14 protein-coding genes, 1 tRNA gene and 1 pseudogene are annotated in these 16,148 nt (G+C 72.5%); 9 read left to right on the top strand and 7 right to left on the bottom strand.

Annotated features, from left to right (window positions below; translation table 11 throughout):
• Positions 1–26 precede the first annotated feature (26 nt).
• Positions 27–1,145 (top strand): hypothetical protein, encoded by a 1,119-nt coding sequence (locus Q8791_RS30665; protein WP_330095346.1) that lies wholly within the window; start codon positions 27–29, stop codon positions 1,143–1,145.
• A gap of 73 nt (positions 1,146–1,218) precedes the next feature.
• Here the strand turns inward: Q8791_RS30665 and Q8791_RS30660 are convergent, their stop codons facing one another.
• On the bottom strand, positions 1,219–2,877 hold the full coding sequence (locus Q8791_RS30660) for an alkaline phosphatase D family protein (RefSeq protein WP_330095345.1): 1,659 nt from the start codon (positions 2,875–2,877) through the stop codon (positions 1,219–1,221).
• 128 nt (positions 2,878–3,005) lie between these two features.
• Here Q8791_RS30660 and Q8791_RS30655 point away from each other — a divergent pair, with 128 nt between their 5' ends.
• The 5 genes from Q8791_RS30655 to Q8791_RS30635 all read left to right on the top strand — a co-directional run bounded on the left by Q8791_RS30655 (position 3,006) and on the right by Q8791_RS30635 (position 6,852).
• Positions 3,006–3,416 (top strand): YjbQ family protein, encoded by a 411-nt coding sequence (locus Q8791_RS30655; protein ID WP_330095344.1) that lies wholly within the window; start codon positions 3,006–3,008, stop codon positions 3,414–3,416.
• 192 nt (positions 3,417–3,608) lie between these two features.
• Positions 3,609–4,034, top strand: a complete 426-nt coding sequence (locus Q8791_RS30650) for a DUF3052 domain-containing protein (RefSeq protein WP_267949059.1) — start codon at positions 3,609–3,611, stop codon at positions 4,032–4,034.
• A 124-nt stretch (positions 4,035–4,158) separates the two neighbouring features.
• On the top strand, positions 4,159–4,629 hold the full coding sequence (locus Q8791_RS30645; protein WP_330095343.1) for a peroxiredoxin: 471 nt from the start codon (positions 4,159–4,161) through the stop codon (positions 4,627–4,629).
• Positions 4,630–4,673: 44 nt separating this feature from the next.
• Positions 4,674–4,747 (top strand) — tRNA-Val (locus Q8791_RS30640).
• Positions 4,748–5,298: 551 nt separating this feature from the next.
• Positions 5,299–6,852, top strand: a complete 1,554-nt coding sequence (locus tag Q8791_RS30635) for a pectate lyase family protein (protein WP_330095342.1) — start codon at positions 5,299–5,301, stop codon at positions 6,850–6,852.
• Between the two features lie 420 nt (positions 6,853–7,272).
• Here Q8791_RS30635 and Q8791_RS30630 read toward each other — a convergent pair whose 3' ends face one another.
• The gene (locus Q8791_RS30630; protein ID WP_330095341.1) at positions 7,273–8,259 is read right to left on the bottom strand and encodes an aldo/keto reductase; all 987 of its coding nucleotides are present in this window, start codon (positions 8,257–8,259) and stop codon (positions 7,273–7,275) included.
• 232 nt (positions 8,260–8,491) lie between these two features.
• Here Q8791_RS30630 and Q8791_RS30625 point away from each other — a divergent pair, with 232 nt between their 5' ends.
• Entirely contained in the window at positions 8,492–8,656 is a 165-nt protein-coding gene (locus Q8791_RS30625) for a hypothetical protein (protein ID WP_330095340.1), read from the top strand.
• 130 nt (positions 8,657–8,786) lie between these two features.
• Here the strand turns inward: Q8791_RS30625 and Q8791_RS30620 are convergent, their stop codons facing one another.
• The 5 genes and pseudogenes from Q8791_RS30620 to Q8791_RS30600 all read right to left on the bottom strand — a co-directional run.
• Positions 8,787–9,887 (bottom strand): cytochrome P450 family protein, encoded by a 1,101-nt coding sequence (locus tag Q8791_RS30620; RefSeq protein WP_330095339.1) that lies wholly within the window; start codon positions 9,885–9,887, stop codon positions 8,787–8,789.
• Entirely contained in the window at positions 9,869–11,200 is a 1,332-nt protein-coding gene (locus Q8791_RS30615) for a cytochrome P450 family protein (protein ID WP_407942087.1), read from the bottom strand. Before Q8791_RS30615 ends, Q8791_RS30620 begins: the two co-directional genes overlap by 19 nt.
• Before the next feature lie 336 nt (positions 11,201–11,536).
• Positions 11,537–13,651: an acyltransferase family protein gene (locus Q8791_RS30610; RefSeq protein ID WP_407942086.1), complete on the bottom strand. Its 2,115-nt coding sequence runs from the start codon at positions 13,649–13,651 to the stop codon at positions 11,537–11,539.
• 228 nt (positions 13,652–13,879) lie between these two features.
• Entirely contained in the window at positions 13,880–14,002 is a 123-nt protein-coding gene (locus tag Q8791_RS30605) for a hypothetical protein (RefSeq protein ID WP_330095336.1), read from the bottom strand.
• A gap of 121 nt (positions 14,003–14,123) precedes the next feature.
• Positions 14,124–14,351: pseudogene (locus Q8791_RS30600) on the bottom strand (ATP-binding cassette domain-containing protein); the annotation flags it as partial.
• Positions 14,352–14,462: 111 nt separating this feature from the next.
• Here Q8791_RS30600 and Q8791_RS30595 point away from each other — a divergent pair.
• Together Q8791_RS30595 and Q8791_RS30590 are read left to right on the top strand one after the other, a co-directional pair.
• Positions 14,463–15,560, top strand: coding sequence for a TetR/AcrR family transcriptional regulator (locus Q8791_RS30595; protein WP_330095335.1), 1,098 nt, complete (start codon positions 14,463–14,465; stop codon positions 15,558–15,560).
• Between the two features lie 290 nt (positions 15,561–15,850).
• Positions 15,851–16,148: ClpX C4-type zinc finger protein (locus Q8791_RS30590; protein WP_330095334.1), on the top strand; the 298-nt coding region annotated here is incomplete at its 3' end.

Raw genomic sequence — 16,148 nt, 5'->3', positions numbered from 1 at the left:
GGAAAAGGTCCCGGTTCTTCCGTTCGGTGATCGATTTCGTTCTCCAGCCGACGCAGGAGGGCGAGCTGCGCAGACGCGTCCTGTTCTGGCTGCCCGCGCCGCTGCCGGTCCTGGGCGTGGTGTACGTCCTCGTGGGCGGTGTGTACTCCGCCGCTGGATGGACGATCCTGCTGGCCGCGAGCGTCGGTGTGGGCACACTGCTGCTGGCACTGATGGTCCAGCCGACGCCCCTGCCCGAAGGGCTGGTGCCGCAGGTCTCCGCGCGCCGGTCGCTGCACCGGTTCCGACAGTTCACCGGCCTGCGGATCTCCCTGGCGCTGGTGCCCGTCGTGATCGGGGCCGCCGCGTCCGTCGCGGGCGGGGGCATGTACCCCCTGCTCGCCGCACTCCTGCTGGCGTGGCCCCAGCTCCTGCTGGCCATGCCCACCTTCTTCACCATCACCAGGGCGCGCAGGGCCATGGAGGCATGGGGCACCACCGCCTACCTGTGGCACGCACTCTCCCGCCCCGCCAAGGTGACCTGGCCGATCGTCACCTCGGCGGTCAACTCCTGGAAGGCCGCGCGGGTGGCGCGCTCGCGGGAGTCGATGCGCCAGAAGCTGGAGGAGCGGGCCTGGAAGAGGGCCGTGCGCGAGGAGAGCGCCGAGGCCTCCGACGGCGCCGTGCCCGCCCCGGCCGAGGCGGCGGCCTCCGCCGCCGAGCGCACCCGCCCGATCCGTCCCCTGGACAGCCGCGACGACGAGCGCACCGACGTGCTCCCGCATCTGCGGTCCCGGCGGGCCGAGGGCGAGGAGTCCACCGACGTGCTGCCCCACCTGGACCCGGCGCGGACGCGACCGGAGAAGCCGACCGACGTCCTTCCCCACCTGACCTCCGGGCAGGAGGTCCAGCCGACCAGGCAGCTCCCGCACCTGGGAAGCGCCGGAGCCGGCGAGGCCGAGGGGGAGGGTGGCGACACGGCCCTGGGCTCCGGCTCCGCCCCGGACGGCGACCCCGACCCCGACGCCCCCGCGGGTCCCCGCTCCAGCGTGCACCGGGCCGCCCGCCAGTTCCTGGAACAGGGCAGCGGAGCCCTCGGGCTCGCGGTGCGCCGGTCCCGGCGCACCGCGTCCTCCACGCGACGGCCGCACTCGAACAAGCCCTGACCCCGTCGGGGCGCCGCCGTCACCAACCCCGCGGCGGCGCCCCGGCGCCGGACCGGGCCGCGACGCGAGGGGCTCAGACCCGCACGCGCCGGTACACGCCGGGCAGCGCGTCGATGCCCCCCTCGGAGGCGTGGTACCAGAGAGCCTCGGCCTCGCGGCCCTCGAAGGCCACCTCGCCGATGGTGTTGCCCGCGTAGGTCTTCCCGTCCAGCGTCCAGCTCAGGGCGAGCCCGGGCACGCGCGCCAGCCACGTCAGGACTCTGCCGACCACATGGGCGGAGCGGCTCGACGTCAGGCGCACGACCCTGCGCGTCCCGGCGGGGAGCTGGTTGCACAGGGGGGAGGACACGAGCTGCGTCACCCGGGTCCCGCCCTCGGCGACATCGCTGTGCCGGACGGGCGCCGCGTACGAGAAGTGCACGTCACCGCTGAGGAACAGCACCGTCGCCGGTGCGGGGCCGCGCTCGCCCCGGGCCGCCCCGCGGACCGCGTCGCCCAGGCGGCGCAGCGAGTACTGGAAGGCGCCCCAGTGCTCCAGGTCCATGGCCTGGCGCAGCCGCTCCGCGTACGGACGCGGCCACCGGCCCCAGGCGCCCGCGCACACGGCCTCGTTCCAGGCCTCCAGATGGTGCACGGCGGTGGGCAGCATCACGGGGACGGTCGACGCGACCACCACGTGGTCGGGACCCCCGCTGAGGTTCTCGTCCAGCCAGTCGTGCCCCTCCGCGCCCAGGATCGACCGCGACCCCTCGTGCAGGGCGTCCTCCCCGAGCGCGCGGGAGCAGCGGGTGTCGGCCATCAGCACGCGCACGGAACCCACGTCGTAGCGGTGGCTCCACCTGTAGGAGGACGGTTCGGCGTGCGCCCGCCGGGCGAACTCGTCGACGGCGTCGGCCCCGTCGCCGCCCGCGTCGCGGAGGCGGGCCCACAGCGGGTCCTTGGCCCGGGCGGGGGAGGACAGGTTGCCCAGGTGCTGGTACACCCAGTAGGCGCCCAGTCCGCTGGTGACGCGCCGGTGCCACCACGGGCGGCCGTCCATGGCGCGGCGCCACTCCGCGGACGTGTTCCAGTCGTCGCGGATGTCGTGGTCGTCGAAGATCATCAGGGTCGGCACGGTGGACAGCAGCCACCGCACCGGCGGGTCGGACCACGCCTGCCGGTACAGCTCGGCGTACTCGTCGTAGTGGACGACCTCGTCCGCAGGGGCGCCGCCTGGGCCGTCCGGCTCGCGCACGGAGGCCAGGAAGGAGCGCATCGGCTCCTCCAGTTCGTCGGCGTAGACCTGGTCGCCGATCAGGAGCAGGACGAGGTTGCCGTCCACCGCCTCGCGCGCCAGGCGCCGGGCGGTCGCCCGCAGCATGTCCGGGCCGTAGCGCACCACGCCCTCGGGCGTGTCACCCGTCGGCCTGCGGCACGAGCCGTACAGCAGCCGCGTGGGCGCGTCCGGGGCCGTCGTGCGCACGACGCTGGGAGGGAAGGGGCTGTCCGGCTCGGGCCACACCCGGTCCTCGCCGAGGAACACCTCGTAGGGCAGGGCCGCGCCCTCGGGGAGCCCGGTGATTTCGCACACGGCGTAGTGGTGCCCGTGCACGGTGAAGGTGTCCGTGGTGGCCGTGAGGGCCCCGTCGACCCGGACCCGCACCGTACAGGGGGAGTCGGTCTCCACCCACACCGTCGCCGTGGTCGGCCCGGCATGGCGCAGCAGTGGGCCCAGAAGTAAAGAAGCAGTCACCGTTTACCCTCCTTTCGACCAGGTTCGCACATATAGATGACGAGTATGACGCGCGCCGACCTGGGCCGTTGTGCACAGGGACGACCGGGATGGTTGCACGAGGGCCGCACCTGCGCGAAGGTGGCGCTATGCGGACACAGATCCTTGAGCTGCACACCGGCGGATCGGAGAGCGTCACCGACATCACCGGGGAGTGCGGTGACTTCGTCGCCGACATCGGAGGGGACGGACTGCTCAACGTGTTCGTCCCGCACGCCACGGCGGGCGTGGCGATCATCGAACTCGGGGCGGGGTCCGACGACGACCTCCTCGCCTCCCTGGACGACCTGCTGCCGGCCGACGACCGGTGGCGGCACAAGCACGGCTCCCAGGGCCACGGAAGATCACACGTGATGCCCGCGTTCATCGCCCCGCAGACCACCGTTCCGGTGCTCTCCGGGCGGCTGGAACTGGGAACATGGCAGTCGATCGCCGTTGTCGACCTCAACGTGGACAACCCGGACCGCACGGTCCGGCTGTCCTACCTCTCGTCCTCGTGAGACCCTCCGCGGGTGACCGGGACCGGAACGGGGTTTGGGAGCGCGTTGACGGAACATGCCACTAGCGTGTGAACTAGGCCATCAGCGATGGTTACGGACCCACGCGACGGGCCGCGAATTGGCCCGGCATCGTTGTGACAACTGCCCAGTGCAGGCAAGATTGAGAAAAACCATCTGTGGAGGAGAACTTTCGTGAGCGCGACCGCGGGCCAGGCACAGAGCGAACGTGGCTTGGCTGACCGACTCGGATTCAAGCCGGGTCAGGTGGTGCAGGAATTCGGCTTCGACGACGACGTCGACGAGGGCCTGCGCGCATCCATCACCGAACTCACCGGTGAGGAGCTGGTCGACGAGGACTTCGACGGAGACGTCGACGCGGCACTGCTGTGGTGGCGGTCCGACGAGGAGGAGGACCTCACCGACGCGCTGATGGACACGGTGACCACCATCGCCGACGGCGGGACCATCCTGGTCCTGACCCCGAAGGCGGGGCGTGAGCTCCACGTGTCCCCGAACGACGTCGCGGAGGCCGCTTCGACGTCGGGCCTGTCCCAGACGAGCGCGGTCAGCATCGGCGCCGACTGGTCGGGTACGCGCCTGGTCGTCCCCAAGCGGTGACGTCCACCACCCGGACCGGGTGAGGCATCCGGTGCCGCGCGTCCCAGCGGTGGGCGCGCGGCGCTGAGGGGCGCCCGCCAACAGGCGGTCGCCGACCCAGGCTCCGACGAACACGGACGCGATCATGACCGATCCCATCACCGCGGGCGCGGTCGCGCCCGACTTCACCCTCCAGGACCAGTACGGGCAGGAGACGGCCCTCGCCGACCTTCGCGGCCGTCCCGTCCTCGTGGTCTTCTACCCGCTGGCGTTCTCCGGGGTGTGCTCGGATGAGCTCGCCGACCTGCGTGAGCGCCACTCCGAGTTCGAGGAGGCGGGCGCCGTCGTGCTGGCGGTGTCGGTGGACTCGGTGTTCTCCCTGCGCACCTGGTCCGACCGTGAGGGGTTCCCGTTCGCGCTGCTGTCGGACTTCTGGCCGCACGGCGGGGTCGCGGAGGCGTACGGGGTCCTCGATCCCCGGCGGGGCGTCGCCCGGAGGGGCACCTTCCTGATCGGCGCCGACGGCGTCGTCCGCTGGTCGACGGTCGGACCGGTCTCCCAGCCGCGCGACACGGAGGAGTACCTGGCCAGGTTGCGGGAGCACGCCGGGAACTGAGGCGCGGAGGTCACCGCGACACGGTATGCTCTCGTGCGACGCAAGGGCGCGTAGCTCAGTTGGTTAGAGCAATTGCCTTACAAGCAATAGGTCAGGGGTTCGAGTCCCTTCGCGCCCACGTACTCAGGACGATCCTGCTCGGTGGCCTTCGGCCGCCTCGCCGGGTCGTCCTTCGTGTTGACCGGGGGAGACCCCCGCCCCCGAGGTGAACCCCTGCGGCCGGGGCCGCGCTGATCGGCGGGCTGGGCAGGGCGGTCCCTGACGGCGCGAGGCTGTGCCCCGCGGGTTGTCGTCTGTCGGCCCAGCGGCCGCACCCGACTCCGGAACGATCCTGCTCGGAGGACTCCGTCCTCCTCGCCGGGTCGTTCTGTCGTTCCGCCCGGGGACGCCCCCGCCACTGCCGCGACGCTTCCCCGACCGCGCCAGGACGCCTGTGCCCGGTCTGCTGCGTCGCCGATGAGCGGCCCAACCGGTTGCACGCGCCAAGAGGTACTCGATCCCGATTTCGACGGTGGATTTCGAGGAAGTTGCAGGACAGGGCATAAGGGGCAATCCGGGTGCTAGGCCGTCTTGCAAACGTTTGCATTAACCTCCCTTGACATGGAAAGCGCTTTCTCTACTCTCGAGTAAAGCAGTCATTGCTTGTGCTCCTACGACGAAGGGTGAGCAATGAGACGATCCATCACGCGTCGACTCGTGTCGACGCTGGCCGCCGCGGCGCTGGTGACGGCCGGTCTGGCCCTGCCGATGACCCCGGCAGCGGCGCAGACCGGAAGTGCCACGGGTTACGCGACCCAGAACGGCGGCACCACCGGCGGTGCGGGCGGACAGACCGTGCGGGCCACGACCGGAACCCAGATCCACCAGGCCCTGTGCAGCCGACCCAGCACCAGCACCCCGATCGTCATCGAGGTGCAGGGAACCATCAACCACGGCAACACCACCAAGGTGTCGGGCCCCGGTTGCGACACCGCGGCCGGCGTGATCGAGCTCAAGAAGATCAGTAACGTCACGATCGTCGGCACCGGCAGCGGAGCCGTGTTCGACCAGCTGGGCATCCACATCCGGGAGTCCAGCAACATCATCATCCAGAACGTGACCGTCCGGAACGTCAAGAAGTCCGGCTCGCCCACGTCCAATGGCGGCGACGCCATCGGTATGGAGAACGGCGTCCGCAACGTCTGGGTCGACCACGTCACCCTGGAGGCGTCGGGCGGGGAGTCGGAGGGCTACGACGGCCTCTTCGACATGAAGAACAACACCCAGTACGTCACCCTCTCCTACAGCATCCTGCGCAACTCCGGCCGTGGCGGTCTGGTCGGGTCCAGCGAGAGCGACCGCTCGAACGGCTACGTCACGTACCACCACAACCGGTTCGAGAACATCGACTCACGTGCGCCCCTGCTGCGCGGCGGCATAGGTCACATGTACAACAACCACTACGTGGATCTTCACGAGTCCGGCATCAACTCCAGGGCCGGGGCGCGAGCGAAGGTGGACAACAACTACTTCGAGGACTCCAAGGACGTCCTGGGCACCTTCTACACCGACGAGAGAGGCTCCTGGCAGGTCAGCGGCAACATCTTCGACAACGTGACGTGGTCCAGCCAGGGCAGCCAGAACTACCCCGCCGGCCCCGACCCGCAGTCCAACACGTCGGTGAGCATTCCGTACTCCTACGGGCTCGACGACGCCGGCTGCGTGCCGCAGGTCCTGGACCAGACCGCGGGCGCGGGCAACGGGAACCGGGTCTCCGACGGCAACTGCGAGGCGGAGGAGCCGACCGACCCGACCGACCCCACTGACCCGACCGACCCCACTGACCCCACCGATCCGACCGACCCTCCCGTGGGTACCAACCTCAGCACCGGGGCCGGCGCCGACGGTTCCGGTAAGGCCAGCGGAACCGGCTACGGGGACGTCATCGACGGCAACATGAGCAGCTACTGGTCGCCGAGCGGCTCGACCGGTCGCATCTCGGTCAAGTGGGGCTCCGCCACCACGGTGTCCACGATCAACATCCGCGAGGCGGCCGGAGCCGAGGGCAACATCGGCTCATGGCGGGTCGTCAACAACGACACCGGCGCCGTCCTGGCCACCGGAAGCGGAGCGGGCGTCATCACTTTCAACTCGACGGCCCTTCGAAAGATCAACTTCGAGATCACCAGCTCGAACGGCACGCCGCGCGTCGCCGAGTTCGAGACCTACGCCGGCCGGCCGTAGGCGGGCGGGTGGCATCGAGCCCCCTCCGGTCGACGAGAGCTGCCCGAGCGGCCGCCTCGCGGTGAGGACCGGAGGAGGCCGGGTCGGTCTGTGAACGATCCGGCTGGGAGCACCGGAGCCGGCCGGCCCGCCCGAACGACCGGGGCGGGCCGGTCGGCTCCAGGTGTCGACGCCGGGGCCGGGGGCGCCGCCTCTGCCGGGGCCCACTCCTCCGGTCATCTCGGGAGAGGTTCCGCCGACCGTGCGGTCCAGGCGTCGGTGCCCCGTCCGGGGCAGGCCCCTCCGGGGAGCCGGTGTGCGGCGGCGCTCCCGTGGAGGAGGTCGCCCGGGTGCTCGTCGCGCACACGCCGGACGAGGCCGACGACCTGGTCCCCGATCGCCTCCTCGGCCCCTTCCGGTCGCATCCCCCGCGGCGGACGGTCAGTTCGCGGCGTCGAGGCGGGAACGCTGGTCCGGGGTCAGCTCCAGGTCGACCGCGGCCAGGCTCTCCTCCAGCTGGGCCACCGACGACGCCCCGACCAGGGGGATGATCGGCAGTGCGCCGCCCATCTGCCAGGCGAGCACCACCTGGTTCACCGTCGCGTCCGCCTCCCGGGCGACCTGCCGCAGTACCTCCAGGCGCGCCGGGGTGCCCGGGTGGTCGTAGTCGCGCGGCAGCGGCCTGTCGTCCCGGGTGTAGGCGCCGCTCAGCAGGGGCGAGTACGCGACCAGGGCCAGGTCCGGCTCGGAGCGCAGGTAGCCGAGCAGGTCCGGCCCGGCCGTGCCGAGGCTGCCGTCGGCGAACAGGGCGTCGGGGATGTCCGTGCGCGGGCGCAGGTGGCTGTGCTGGTACTGGAGCACCTCGTAGCCCGGCAGCCCTGACGCCGCTGCCAGGGCGCGGGCGCGCTCCACCCGCCACGCCGCGTGGTTGCTGACCCCCAGGAGCCCCACGGAGCCCTCGGACACCAGCGCCGCGAACCCTTCGACGGTCTCCCGCGCGGGCACGGTGCGGTCCTCGATGTGCGCGTAGAGCAGGTCGAGCCGGTCCACACCGAGCCGTTCCCGGCTGCGCTCGGCCGACTCCCGGATGACGCCGGCCGACAGCCCCTCCGGGTTGTCGGTGAAGCCCGTCCCCGGAGCGAGCGGGCGGGCCCCGAGTTTGGTGGCGATGACGACCTCCGAGCCGATGCCCCGGTCGGCCCGCCAGCGGCCCAGGAGTTCCTCGCTCTGGCCGCCCTGGCCGCCGTCGACCCAGAAGGCGTAGTTGTCGGAGGTGTCGACGAACGTCCCGCCCGCCTCGACGTAGCGGTCCAGGAGGGCGAAGGACGTCTTCTCGTCGGTCACCGATCCCATGAGCATCGCGCCCAGGGCGAGGACGCTGACCTCGCGCCGGGTCCGCGGGTCACTGCCGATCGTGCGGTAACGCATGGGGGCCCCTTCGGGGTTCGGGCCCGCTGCCGTCCGGGCCTTCGCAAGGGAGTCTGGGACGTGGAGCGCGCTCCAGGTCAAGTCCGGGCCCCGGGCGTGGCCGGGTCCGGCCAGGACGGGGAGCGGTGGTGACCGACCGAAACCCCGGTGCTCCGACCGACTCCACTTAACGATCGTTAAGAAATGTCGGAGGGTCCCTACCCGCCCGGGGAGCGCACCTGTAGAAAGGCGTGTGAGCAGACAACGGCAAGCCCCCCGCGCCTCCACCGGTCCCCGCTCCCGGCTCCCCCTCCTCGCCCTGGCCCTCGGCGCGGTCGCGTCGGTCCTCACGGGCCTCGCCCTCGTCCTCACGGTGTCGCTCGCCCGGCTCCGCCCGGGGGCGCGGACACCGGGGTAGCCCGTCCCGAGCAACGCCCCTGCCCTCCCGGGGCGGACCCGCCCCGTGCTCCCGGGAGCCCCGAGCCGGTGCCGTGCGGCGCGTGAGGGGCCCCGCACACCGCCGGAGCGGTGCGCGGGGCCCGGTGGCCTCAGCCCAGGACGACGGGGAGGCGGGATCGCCCGCTGGCGACGATGGACGGCGACTGCGGCACGTCCTCGCCCTCGGCCAGGCGGATCTCCGGGAAGCGGGTGAACAGCGCCTCCAGGGCCGTGACACCCTCCAGGCGGGCCAGGCCCGCCCCCAGGCAGAAGTGCGGTCCGTGCGAGAACGCCAGGTTCCCGCGCTGCTCCCGGGCCAGGTCGAAGACGTGCGCGTCCGCGCCGTGCCGCGCCGGGTCCCGTCCCGCGGCCCCGAAGCCCATGAGCAGGGCTTCGCCCTTGGGCACGCGCACCCCGGCGAGGGTGACGTCCTCGGCCGTGTAGCGCAGCGGCAGGTACTGGATGCTGGCGTCCCAGCGCAGCGTCTCCTCGATCGCGTCCGCCCAGGAGGCGCTCCCCTCGCGGATCAGGGCGAGCTGGTCCGGGTGGGTGAGGAGGGCGTGCACGGCGTTGGTGACGAGGTTCATCGTGGTCTCGTAGCCGGCGCCGATCATGAGGATCAGGGTCCACACCAGCTCGGTCTGCGAGAGCTTCTCGTCGCCCTCCGCGCGCGCCTCCAGCAGGGCGCTCGTGAGGTCGTCCCCGGGGGCCTTCGCCTTCTCCTCTGCCAGATCGGTGAGGAGGGTCAGCATGTCCGCGTTGGTCCGGGCGGCCTGCTCCGGGGTGGTGGTCGCGTCGAAGACCCGGTGCATCAGCCGGTGCAGGGTGTCCCGGTGCTCGGGGGCGACCCCGAACAGCTCGGAGATCACCGTCATGGGCAGGGGCAGCGACAGCGCCGCCTTGAGGTCCACCGGCCCCGGCCCGGCGGCCTCGGCGGCGTCCAGGAGCTCGGCGGTGATCTCGCCGATGCGCGGCCGCAGGACCTCCACCCGGCGGGGCGTGAACGCCTGGGACACGAGGGTGCGCAGACGACGGTGCCGGTCCCCGTCCGCGGTGAGCATGTTGTCCGGGGCGACCCAGGAGATCAGGGGCCAGTCCATGGGGATCTCGCCCCGGGCCCAGGGTCCCCAGTGCCGCGCCTCCTTGCGCACGTCCGGATGGGCGAGCGCCTCCATGACGACGTCGTGCCGGGTCAGCGCCCGAACAACCACGCCACCAGTGATCTCAACCTCGACGACGGGGCCTCGTTCGCGGAGTCCGGCTGTCTGGCGGTGGAGGTCGTAGGGGTGGAGGACGGGGATGTCTGCTGCCATGGGGGAGTCGATCCCTTCGGGGAGTCGGGGGTGAAGGCGACGGGGAGGCGGGCCAGGGCCCGCGCGAACGGGGAGGGGCGCCACTGGGCCTCGTCCTCGGTCGTCCGCAGATCGGGGAACCGCTTCGTCAGGGTCTCCACGCCGACCTGGGCGATGGCGTAGGCGAACCCCTGGGCGGGGCAGCGGTGCGGGCCCACACCGAAGGCGAGGTGGGCGCGGTTGCCCTGTTCGATGTCGGGCGCGCCCTCGGACAGCCCGGCGTGCGCGGCGGCGTACCCGAGCAGGACCGGTTCGCCCGCCTTGACCACCGTGTCCGCGCCGACCCGCACGTCGGTCACCGGGTAGAGGACGGGGTAGTTGTTGATGGGCGGTTCACGCCAGAGCACCTGGTCGATCGCCTCGCCGATGCCCACCCGGGCGCTGCGGAGGGCCTGCCCGACCTCGGCGTCGACCAGGATCGTGCGCGTGGTCCCGGTGATGAGGTTGGCCGTGGGCTCGGCCCCCGCGCCGATGGTCACGACGAGCTGGTGCAGCAGTTCGTCGTCGGTGAGCCCGGCACGGTGCTGGAGCAGCCAGGAGGTGATGTCCTCCCCGGGAGCGGCGTGCTTGGCGGAGATGGCGTCGGAGAGGGCGCGCTCGTACTCGCCGTTGGCCCTGACCACGTCCACGCCGTCCCACAGGTCCGAGAGGGAGGTCAGGACCCGCCGGCCGACGTCGGCCGAGAACCCGAAGAGGTCGCACATGACCAGGAGCGGCAGCAGGCGGGCGTACTCGGAGACGAGATCGGCGCTGCCGCGCGAGCAGAAGGCGTCGATGAGCGCGTCGGCGTGCCGGCGGGTGATGTCGCCGACCCTGCTCTCGGGGACGCGCCCCAGGGAGTCGGTCACCGAACGCTTGAGGCGGGTGTGCTCGTCCCCGTCGGCGTAGAGAAGGTTGGGCCGGTGGGCCATCATCGCCGCGACCGGCGCGTCGTCGGGGATCCTCCCCTCGCGCCAGTCGCGCCAGAGACGGGAGTCGCGGACGAAGGTACGGGGGTCCCTGCACCAGGCGGTGATCATCGCGTAGTCGGCGACGACCCACGCCCGGATGCCGGGGGAGATCTCGACGGGGAAGACCGGTCCGTGTTCCTCGGTCATCCGTCGGTTGACCTTGTGCGGGTCCGCATGGAAGTCAGGGGAGTGGAGTTCGGCGTAGGGGCAGCGGGAAGCCACAGGTGTCCTGTCCTCTGGGGTGGAGAGGCGGCAGAGTCTAGTAGGACACAAGGAACTCCGGCCACCTCGGGTCACCCTCGAAACACCTTAGCCACAGGGGGTTGCGGGTCCGAAAGGTCCCTGCCGGACCGGCTCCCGAGCTCGCGGCTCCGGCTGCCGGGAGGTCCCCCGTGCCGGTCGGAGCGCACGGGGCGGGGCCTTTCCCGGAAGGGGCGGTCCGGCCCGCGCGGGACCGCGACCGTTCCGATCGCCCGGCCCCGGACTCCGTGCGCGACGGGGTCGAGCGGATCCTTCCCGGCGGCCCGGCCCCGGGGCGCCCCGGGGCCGAAGGGCTGCTCACCAGTCGGTCGCCTCCGCCAGCCGAGCGTCCAGCTCCGGCGCCAGGGTGCGCATGAACGTCGCTCCGATGTGGCTGCCGTCCCAGTACACGAGCACGTTGCCGACGACGGGGCGGCACACCGCGGGCTCGCAGATCAGGTCGTTCAGGTCCAGCACGGTCACGTTGCCCGGAACCCGCACCGACTCCAGGGGCGAGGTCGCCGCCATCGACGTCCCCGGCTCCACGGAGCACTCCTCGGGCGTCGACGCGGCGAGGCAGTCGGGCACGTCGAAGCCGAACCGGGGCGTGTCGCGCACGGCGACCACCTCTACCCCCATGGCCTCCAGCTCACGCCACCTCTCCACGTAGCCGTCCACGACCTGCTCCTCCCCGAACCCCGCGGAGGCGTCCAGGCTGGTCGTGGTCCCGGTCGTGAACACCGCGTCGGGTTCCAGCGCCGCGAGTTCGGCCATCACACCGCGGTTCCACTCGGCGCACGCCGTGTAGGGAGCGCCCTTGTAGGTCTGCGGGGCATCCGTGAACAGGCACGAGCCCTTGACGATGTTGACCAGCCGCCAGTTCCGGTCGAGCGCCACCCGTTCGAGCGCGGGGAACCAGTGCGCTGCGTGCGAACCGCCGACCAGCGCCACCGTCCGCTCCGGTGACTCCGCGCCGTAGACGCAGGTGATGACCTCGGCGTCCGCGATGGTCTGGTTGCAGCCGTCCCCGTAGGTCGCGGGCACGTCCTCCGACGCCCGCGCGGGGTCCGGGTAGACGGGGCGGTCCAGGGCCCGGGCCGCGTTCCCCCCGCCCGCGAGCACCGCCGCGCCCGGATAGCTCCGGCCGTCCGCCAGCAGCTCCTCCCACCTGCGCTGGTCGGCGTCCAGTCGCGCGGACCAGGCCCCCGCCGCGAGCAGTACGGGGAGGAGGCAGGCCAGACCCACGGCCGCGCCCCGCAGCGCGGGGCCGCGCAGGGCGGGGACCACCGCCCCCGCCCGCCGGGGGGAACCGGGCCCCGCGGCGCCGGGCCGCCTGCCGAGTGCGGCCAGCCGGTCGGCGACCGGGGTGGTCGCGGCGGCCAGCACCACCGACACGACCAGCACCGCGGCCCCGCCGACCGGGCTCGCCAGCGTGCGACCGGTCGCGGCCAGGTAGAACACCAGGACCGGCCAGTGCCACAGGTACAGGGCGTACGACACCGACCCGAGGTAGCGCGCCGGCCGGAGGGTCAGGAGACGGTCCGCTCCCGCCCGCGCCCCGGTGGTGCCCGCCGCGATGACCGCCGCGGCGGCCAGGGTCGGCCACAGGGCGGCGTGGCCGGGGAACACCGTGGACACCTGGAGCAGTACTCCGCACAGGACCAGTGCCGCCAACCCGGCCCACCCCAGGGCGATCCGCACGGCCAGGGGCAGCCGCAGGTGGGGGAGGGCGAGGGCGAGGAGGCCGCCGAGGGCGAACTCCCACAGCCGTGCCCCGGTGTCGAAGTAGGCCCACGGCTGGTCGTTGCGGGTGGCGTGCACCGAGTAGGCGAGGGAGAGCGCGAACACGGCGACCAGCGCGACGAGCACACCCGTACGCGGTCCGCGGCCGGATCGGCCCGCCGCCCACACGGCCGCGGCGATGAGTAGCGGCCACAGCACGTAGAACTGCCCCTGGACGGACAGCGACCAGAAGTGCTGGAGGGGGCTGGTCTCCTCGCCCCGCGCCAGGTAGTCCACCGCGTCCAGGGCCAGGGACCAGTTGAGGTGGTGGAGGGCGGAGGCGAACGCCTCGCCCAGGACGTCGCGCCAGCGGGGTTCGGGCAGCAGGAGGCGGGTGCACAGCAGCACGGCCGCGATGACCAGGGCCGCCGTCGGCAGCAGACGGGCGGCCAACCGGCCGAGGAACGCCCCGATCCCGATGCCGCCGCGGCCCGCTGCCCGCAGCAGTGACCCGGTGACGAGGAACCCGCTGAGCATCAGGAAGACGTCGACGCCGCCGGAGACCCGGCCCAGCCAGATGTGGTAGACGGCGACCAGCAGCACCGCGACGGCCCGCAGCCCGTCGATCTCGGGGCGGTGGCCGCCGTCGGCGCCGCCGGTGCGCGGGGCGGTCCCGGCCCCGGTCCCGGTGCGGGAGGCGAGTGGGGACACGGGAACGGTGCTCGCTTTCGCGGAAGGAGGGGTGCGGCTGCGGCACGGGCGGCCGGGCCGGTGGTCGGCCATGCTGCACCGTGTCCGTGACCGTGCGGGGTACGCGGGCTGAATCGCACACCATGCGCCGCTGGACACTTCGCGTCACCGCGCCTCCACGTCACCGCACCCGGCGGTTGGGCCGGGGCGTAGCAGCCCCCGGACGGAGCCCCGGCCCGCCGTCCCCGTTCAGCGCGCGCGCAGGCGCGGACCGCAGCGCCACCCGGCCGCGTACCGGACCACGTCGGCCGGGATCGATCCGATCAGCGGTGCGGTCCTGCCGGTGCGCAGGCCCCGGAACCGGTCGGACACGCCCTCACTCCTGCCGGTGCTGACACTGATGCCGCTGGAGGGCATCCCGGACAGACCCGCGCCCGCCACGAGGAGGCCGGGGGGCCGGCGCTGGAGGTAGGTGTCGGAGGACCCCGGGACGGAGCCGCCGAACCCGGTGGCCCTCGCGGACCGCGTCGAACCCGCCGACGCCCCCGTCCAGGCGGACCAGGGTGGCCAGGACGCGGATGGCCGTGGTCTTCCCCGCGCCGTCGGGGCCCAGCACTCCGAGGACCGAACCCGGGTGCGCCGCGAGGTCCGCCCCCGTGGGCGCCGCCGTCCTCCCGAACCGCTCGACCAGCCCCTCGGCCCGGAACGCGTACTCGTCCATGGTGCGCACAGCCTCCACGATTGAGATGATCAGAACATTTGGATGATGAGAGTATCTGAGTGGTTCGGGTATCTCAACATAGGATGGGGGTACGCCGAAGCGAGGAGAACGATGGCCCGGCTCAACAGGGCGGAACAGCAGGCCCGCAACCGTGCACGTGTACTGGCGGCCGCCAGGGACGAGTTCGCCGAACACGGGTTCCGCGACGCCAAGATCGACCGCATCGCCGAACGGGTCGAACTCACACGGGGGGCGGTCTACTCCAACTTCCCCGGCAAACGGGCCCTGTACTTCTCGGTCCTGGCCGAGGCCGCGGAGCGCGCCGACGAGGCGCCCGGGGTCGAGCCCGGGACGACCGCCGTCGCGGCCCTGGGCGCACTCGCCCGCGCCTGGGTCTCCCGCCTCCCGCTCGCCGACTCCGACGAGCCGCTCCGGATCGGGGCCGGACTCACCCCCGAGGTGCTGGCCGACGAACCGACCCGACGCTCGTTCGCCCAGCTGATGCGGCTGGACGCGGTCCTCCTCGGGCTGGCCCTGGAAGCCCTGGAGCCGCCGCGGGAGCCCGGCGGGCGCCGGGTACGCGTCGCCGAGACCGTGCTCACGACCCTCTACGGGGCCGGTCAGATGGTCGGTGTCGCCCCCGGTTTCGTCGACCCGTTCAACGTCATCCGCGCCTGCGAACGGCTCGCCGGCCTGGACCTGGACGACGCCTGGCCGCTCCCGCACATCGCGCACATCCCGCCCGCGAGCCCGGTGGACGAGGGATGGGCGCCGCCGGAGGGGTTCGACGCGATCCGCCGGCGGCCCGTGTCCCTCGCCGACGACGGAGTGGTGGTGGTCCTGGGACTGCACCGGCTCGAAGCGGTCGAGGACGCACTGCGCTCGGCCCCCGCCGACGCGGCGGTCACCGCCGTCGTGGTCACCGGCGACCCGGCCGAACAGGCGCCCATGGCCAGGCTCGCCGTCGCCGACCTGTGCGGATGCCTGCGGCAGGCCTTCCCCGAAGAGGCCTGGCCCCGTCTGCGCCTGGTGTTCGACGACTCGGGGAAGACGGCAGCGGCGCTCGGGGTCCCCACGGTCGAGGACACCACCGAGGTCGCGGTCCGCGTGGTGGGCGGCCGTGCGGTGGCCCGCGCCGGCCACCGCGGCGCCGGCCACGCCGTCGGCTCCTTCGTCCCGGCGCGGGGAGGGGACAGGGCCCGCCGGTGACCTGCCGCGGCGGCGGGGGCGCGGGTACGCTCGGCAGCACCGCGGTGCGCCCGACCGCGGACGCGTCCCGCGGGTGTCCGTGCCGTCGCGGAGCCGGGCGCCACGGCGCGTCGGGCGCGACGGTGAGGGATGTCCGCCGGGCGGTGCGCCCCTCTCGTGAGCGGCGTGCACGGCTTTGCGACCTGTACCAGCAGGGGATACCGTGAGAATTCGGGTGATGCGATCATCTGGCTCAGGGGAATTCCCCGCCGATCCACCCGGGCACTGCCCGCGTGAGGAGAACGTTTCTAGTGACAGGCACCGGTGCCAGCGCCCCCCTGCTGAAGTGCTCGTTCTGCGGCAAGGATCAGAGCCAGGTCCGCAGACTCATCGCGGGACCCGGCCACATCTGCATCTGCGACGAGTGCGTCGGCCTGTGCAACGAGATCATGGAGGAGGAGGACACCGTCCTCCCCACCGACCTGTCGTGGGACTCGTTGCCGAAGCCGCGGGAGATCTACGAGTTCCTGGATTCGTATGTGATCGGTCAGGATCAGGCGAAGAAGGCCTTGTCGGTGGCGGTGTACAACCACTACAAGCGTGTGCGGT

The organism is Nocardiopsis codii, from assembly GCF_036327455.1.
GTDB lineage: Bacteria > Actinomycetota > Actinomycetes > Streptosporangiales > Streptosporangiaceae > Nocardiopsis > Nocardiopsis codii.
The sequence above is the reverse complement of the archived record's forward strand: the minus strand, read 5'-3'. Positions and strand labels throughout refer to the sequence as shown.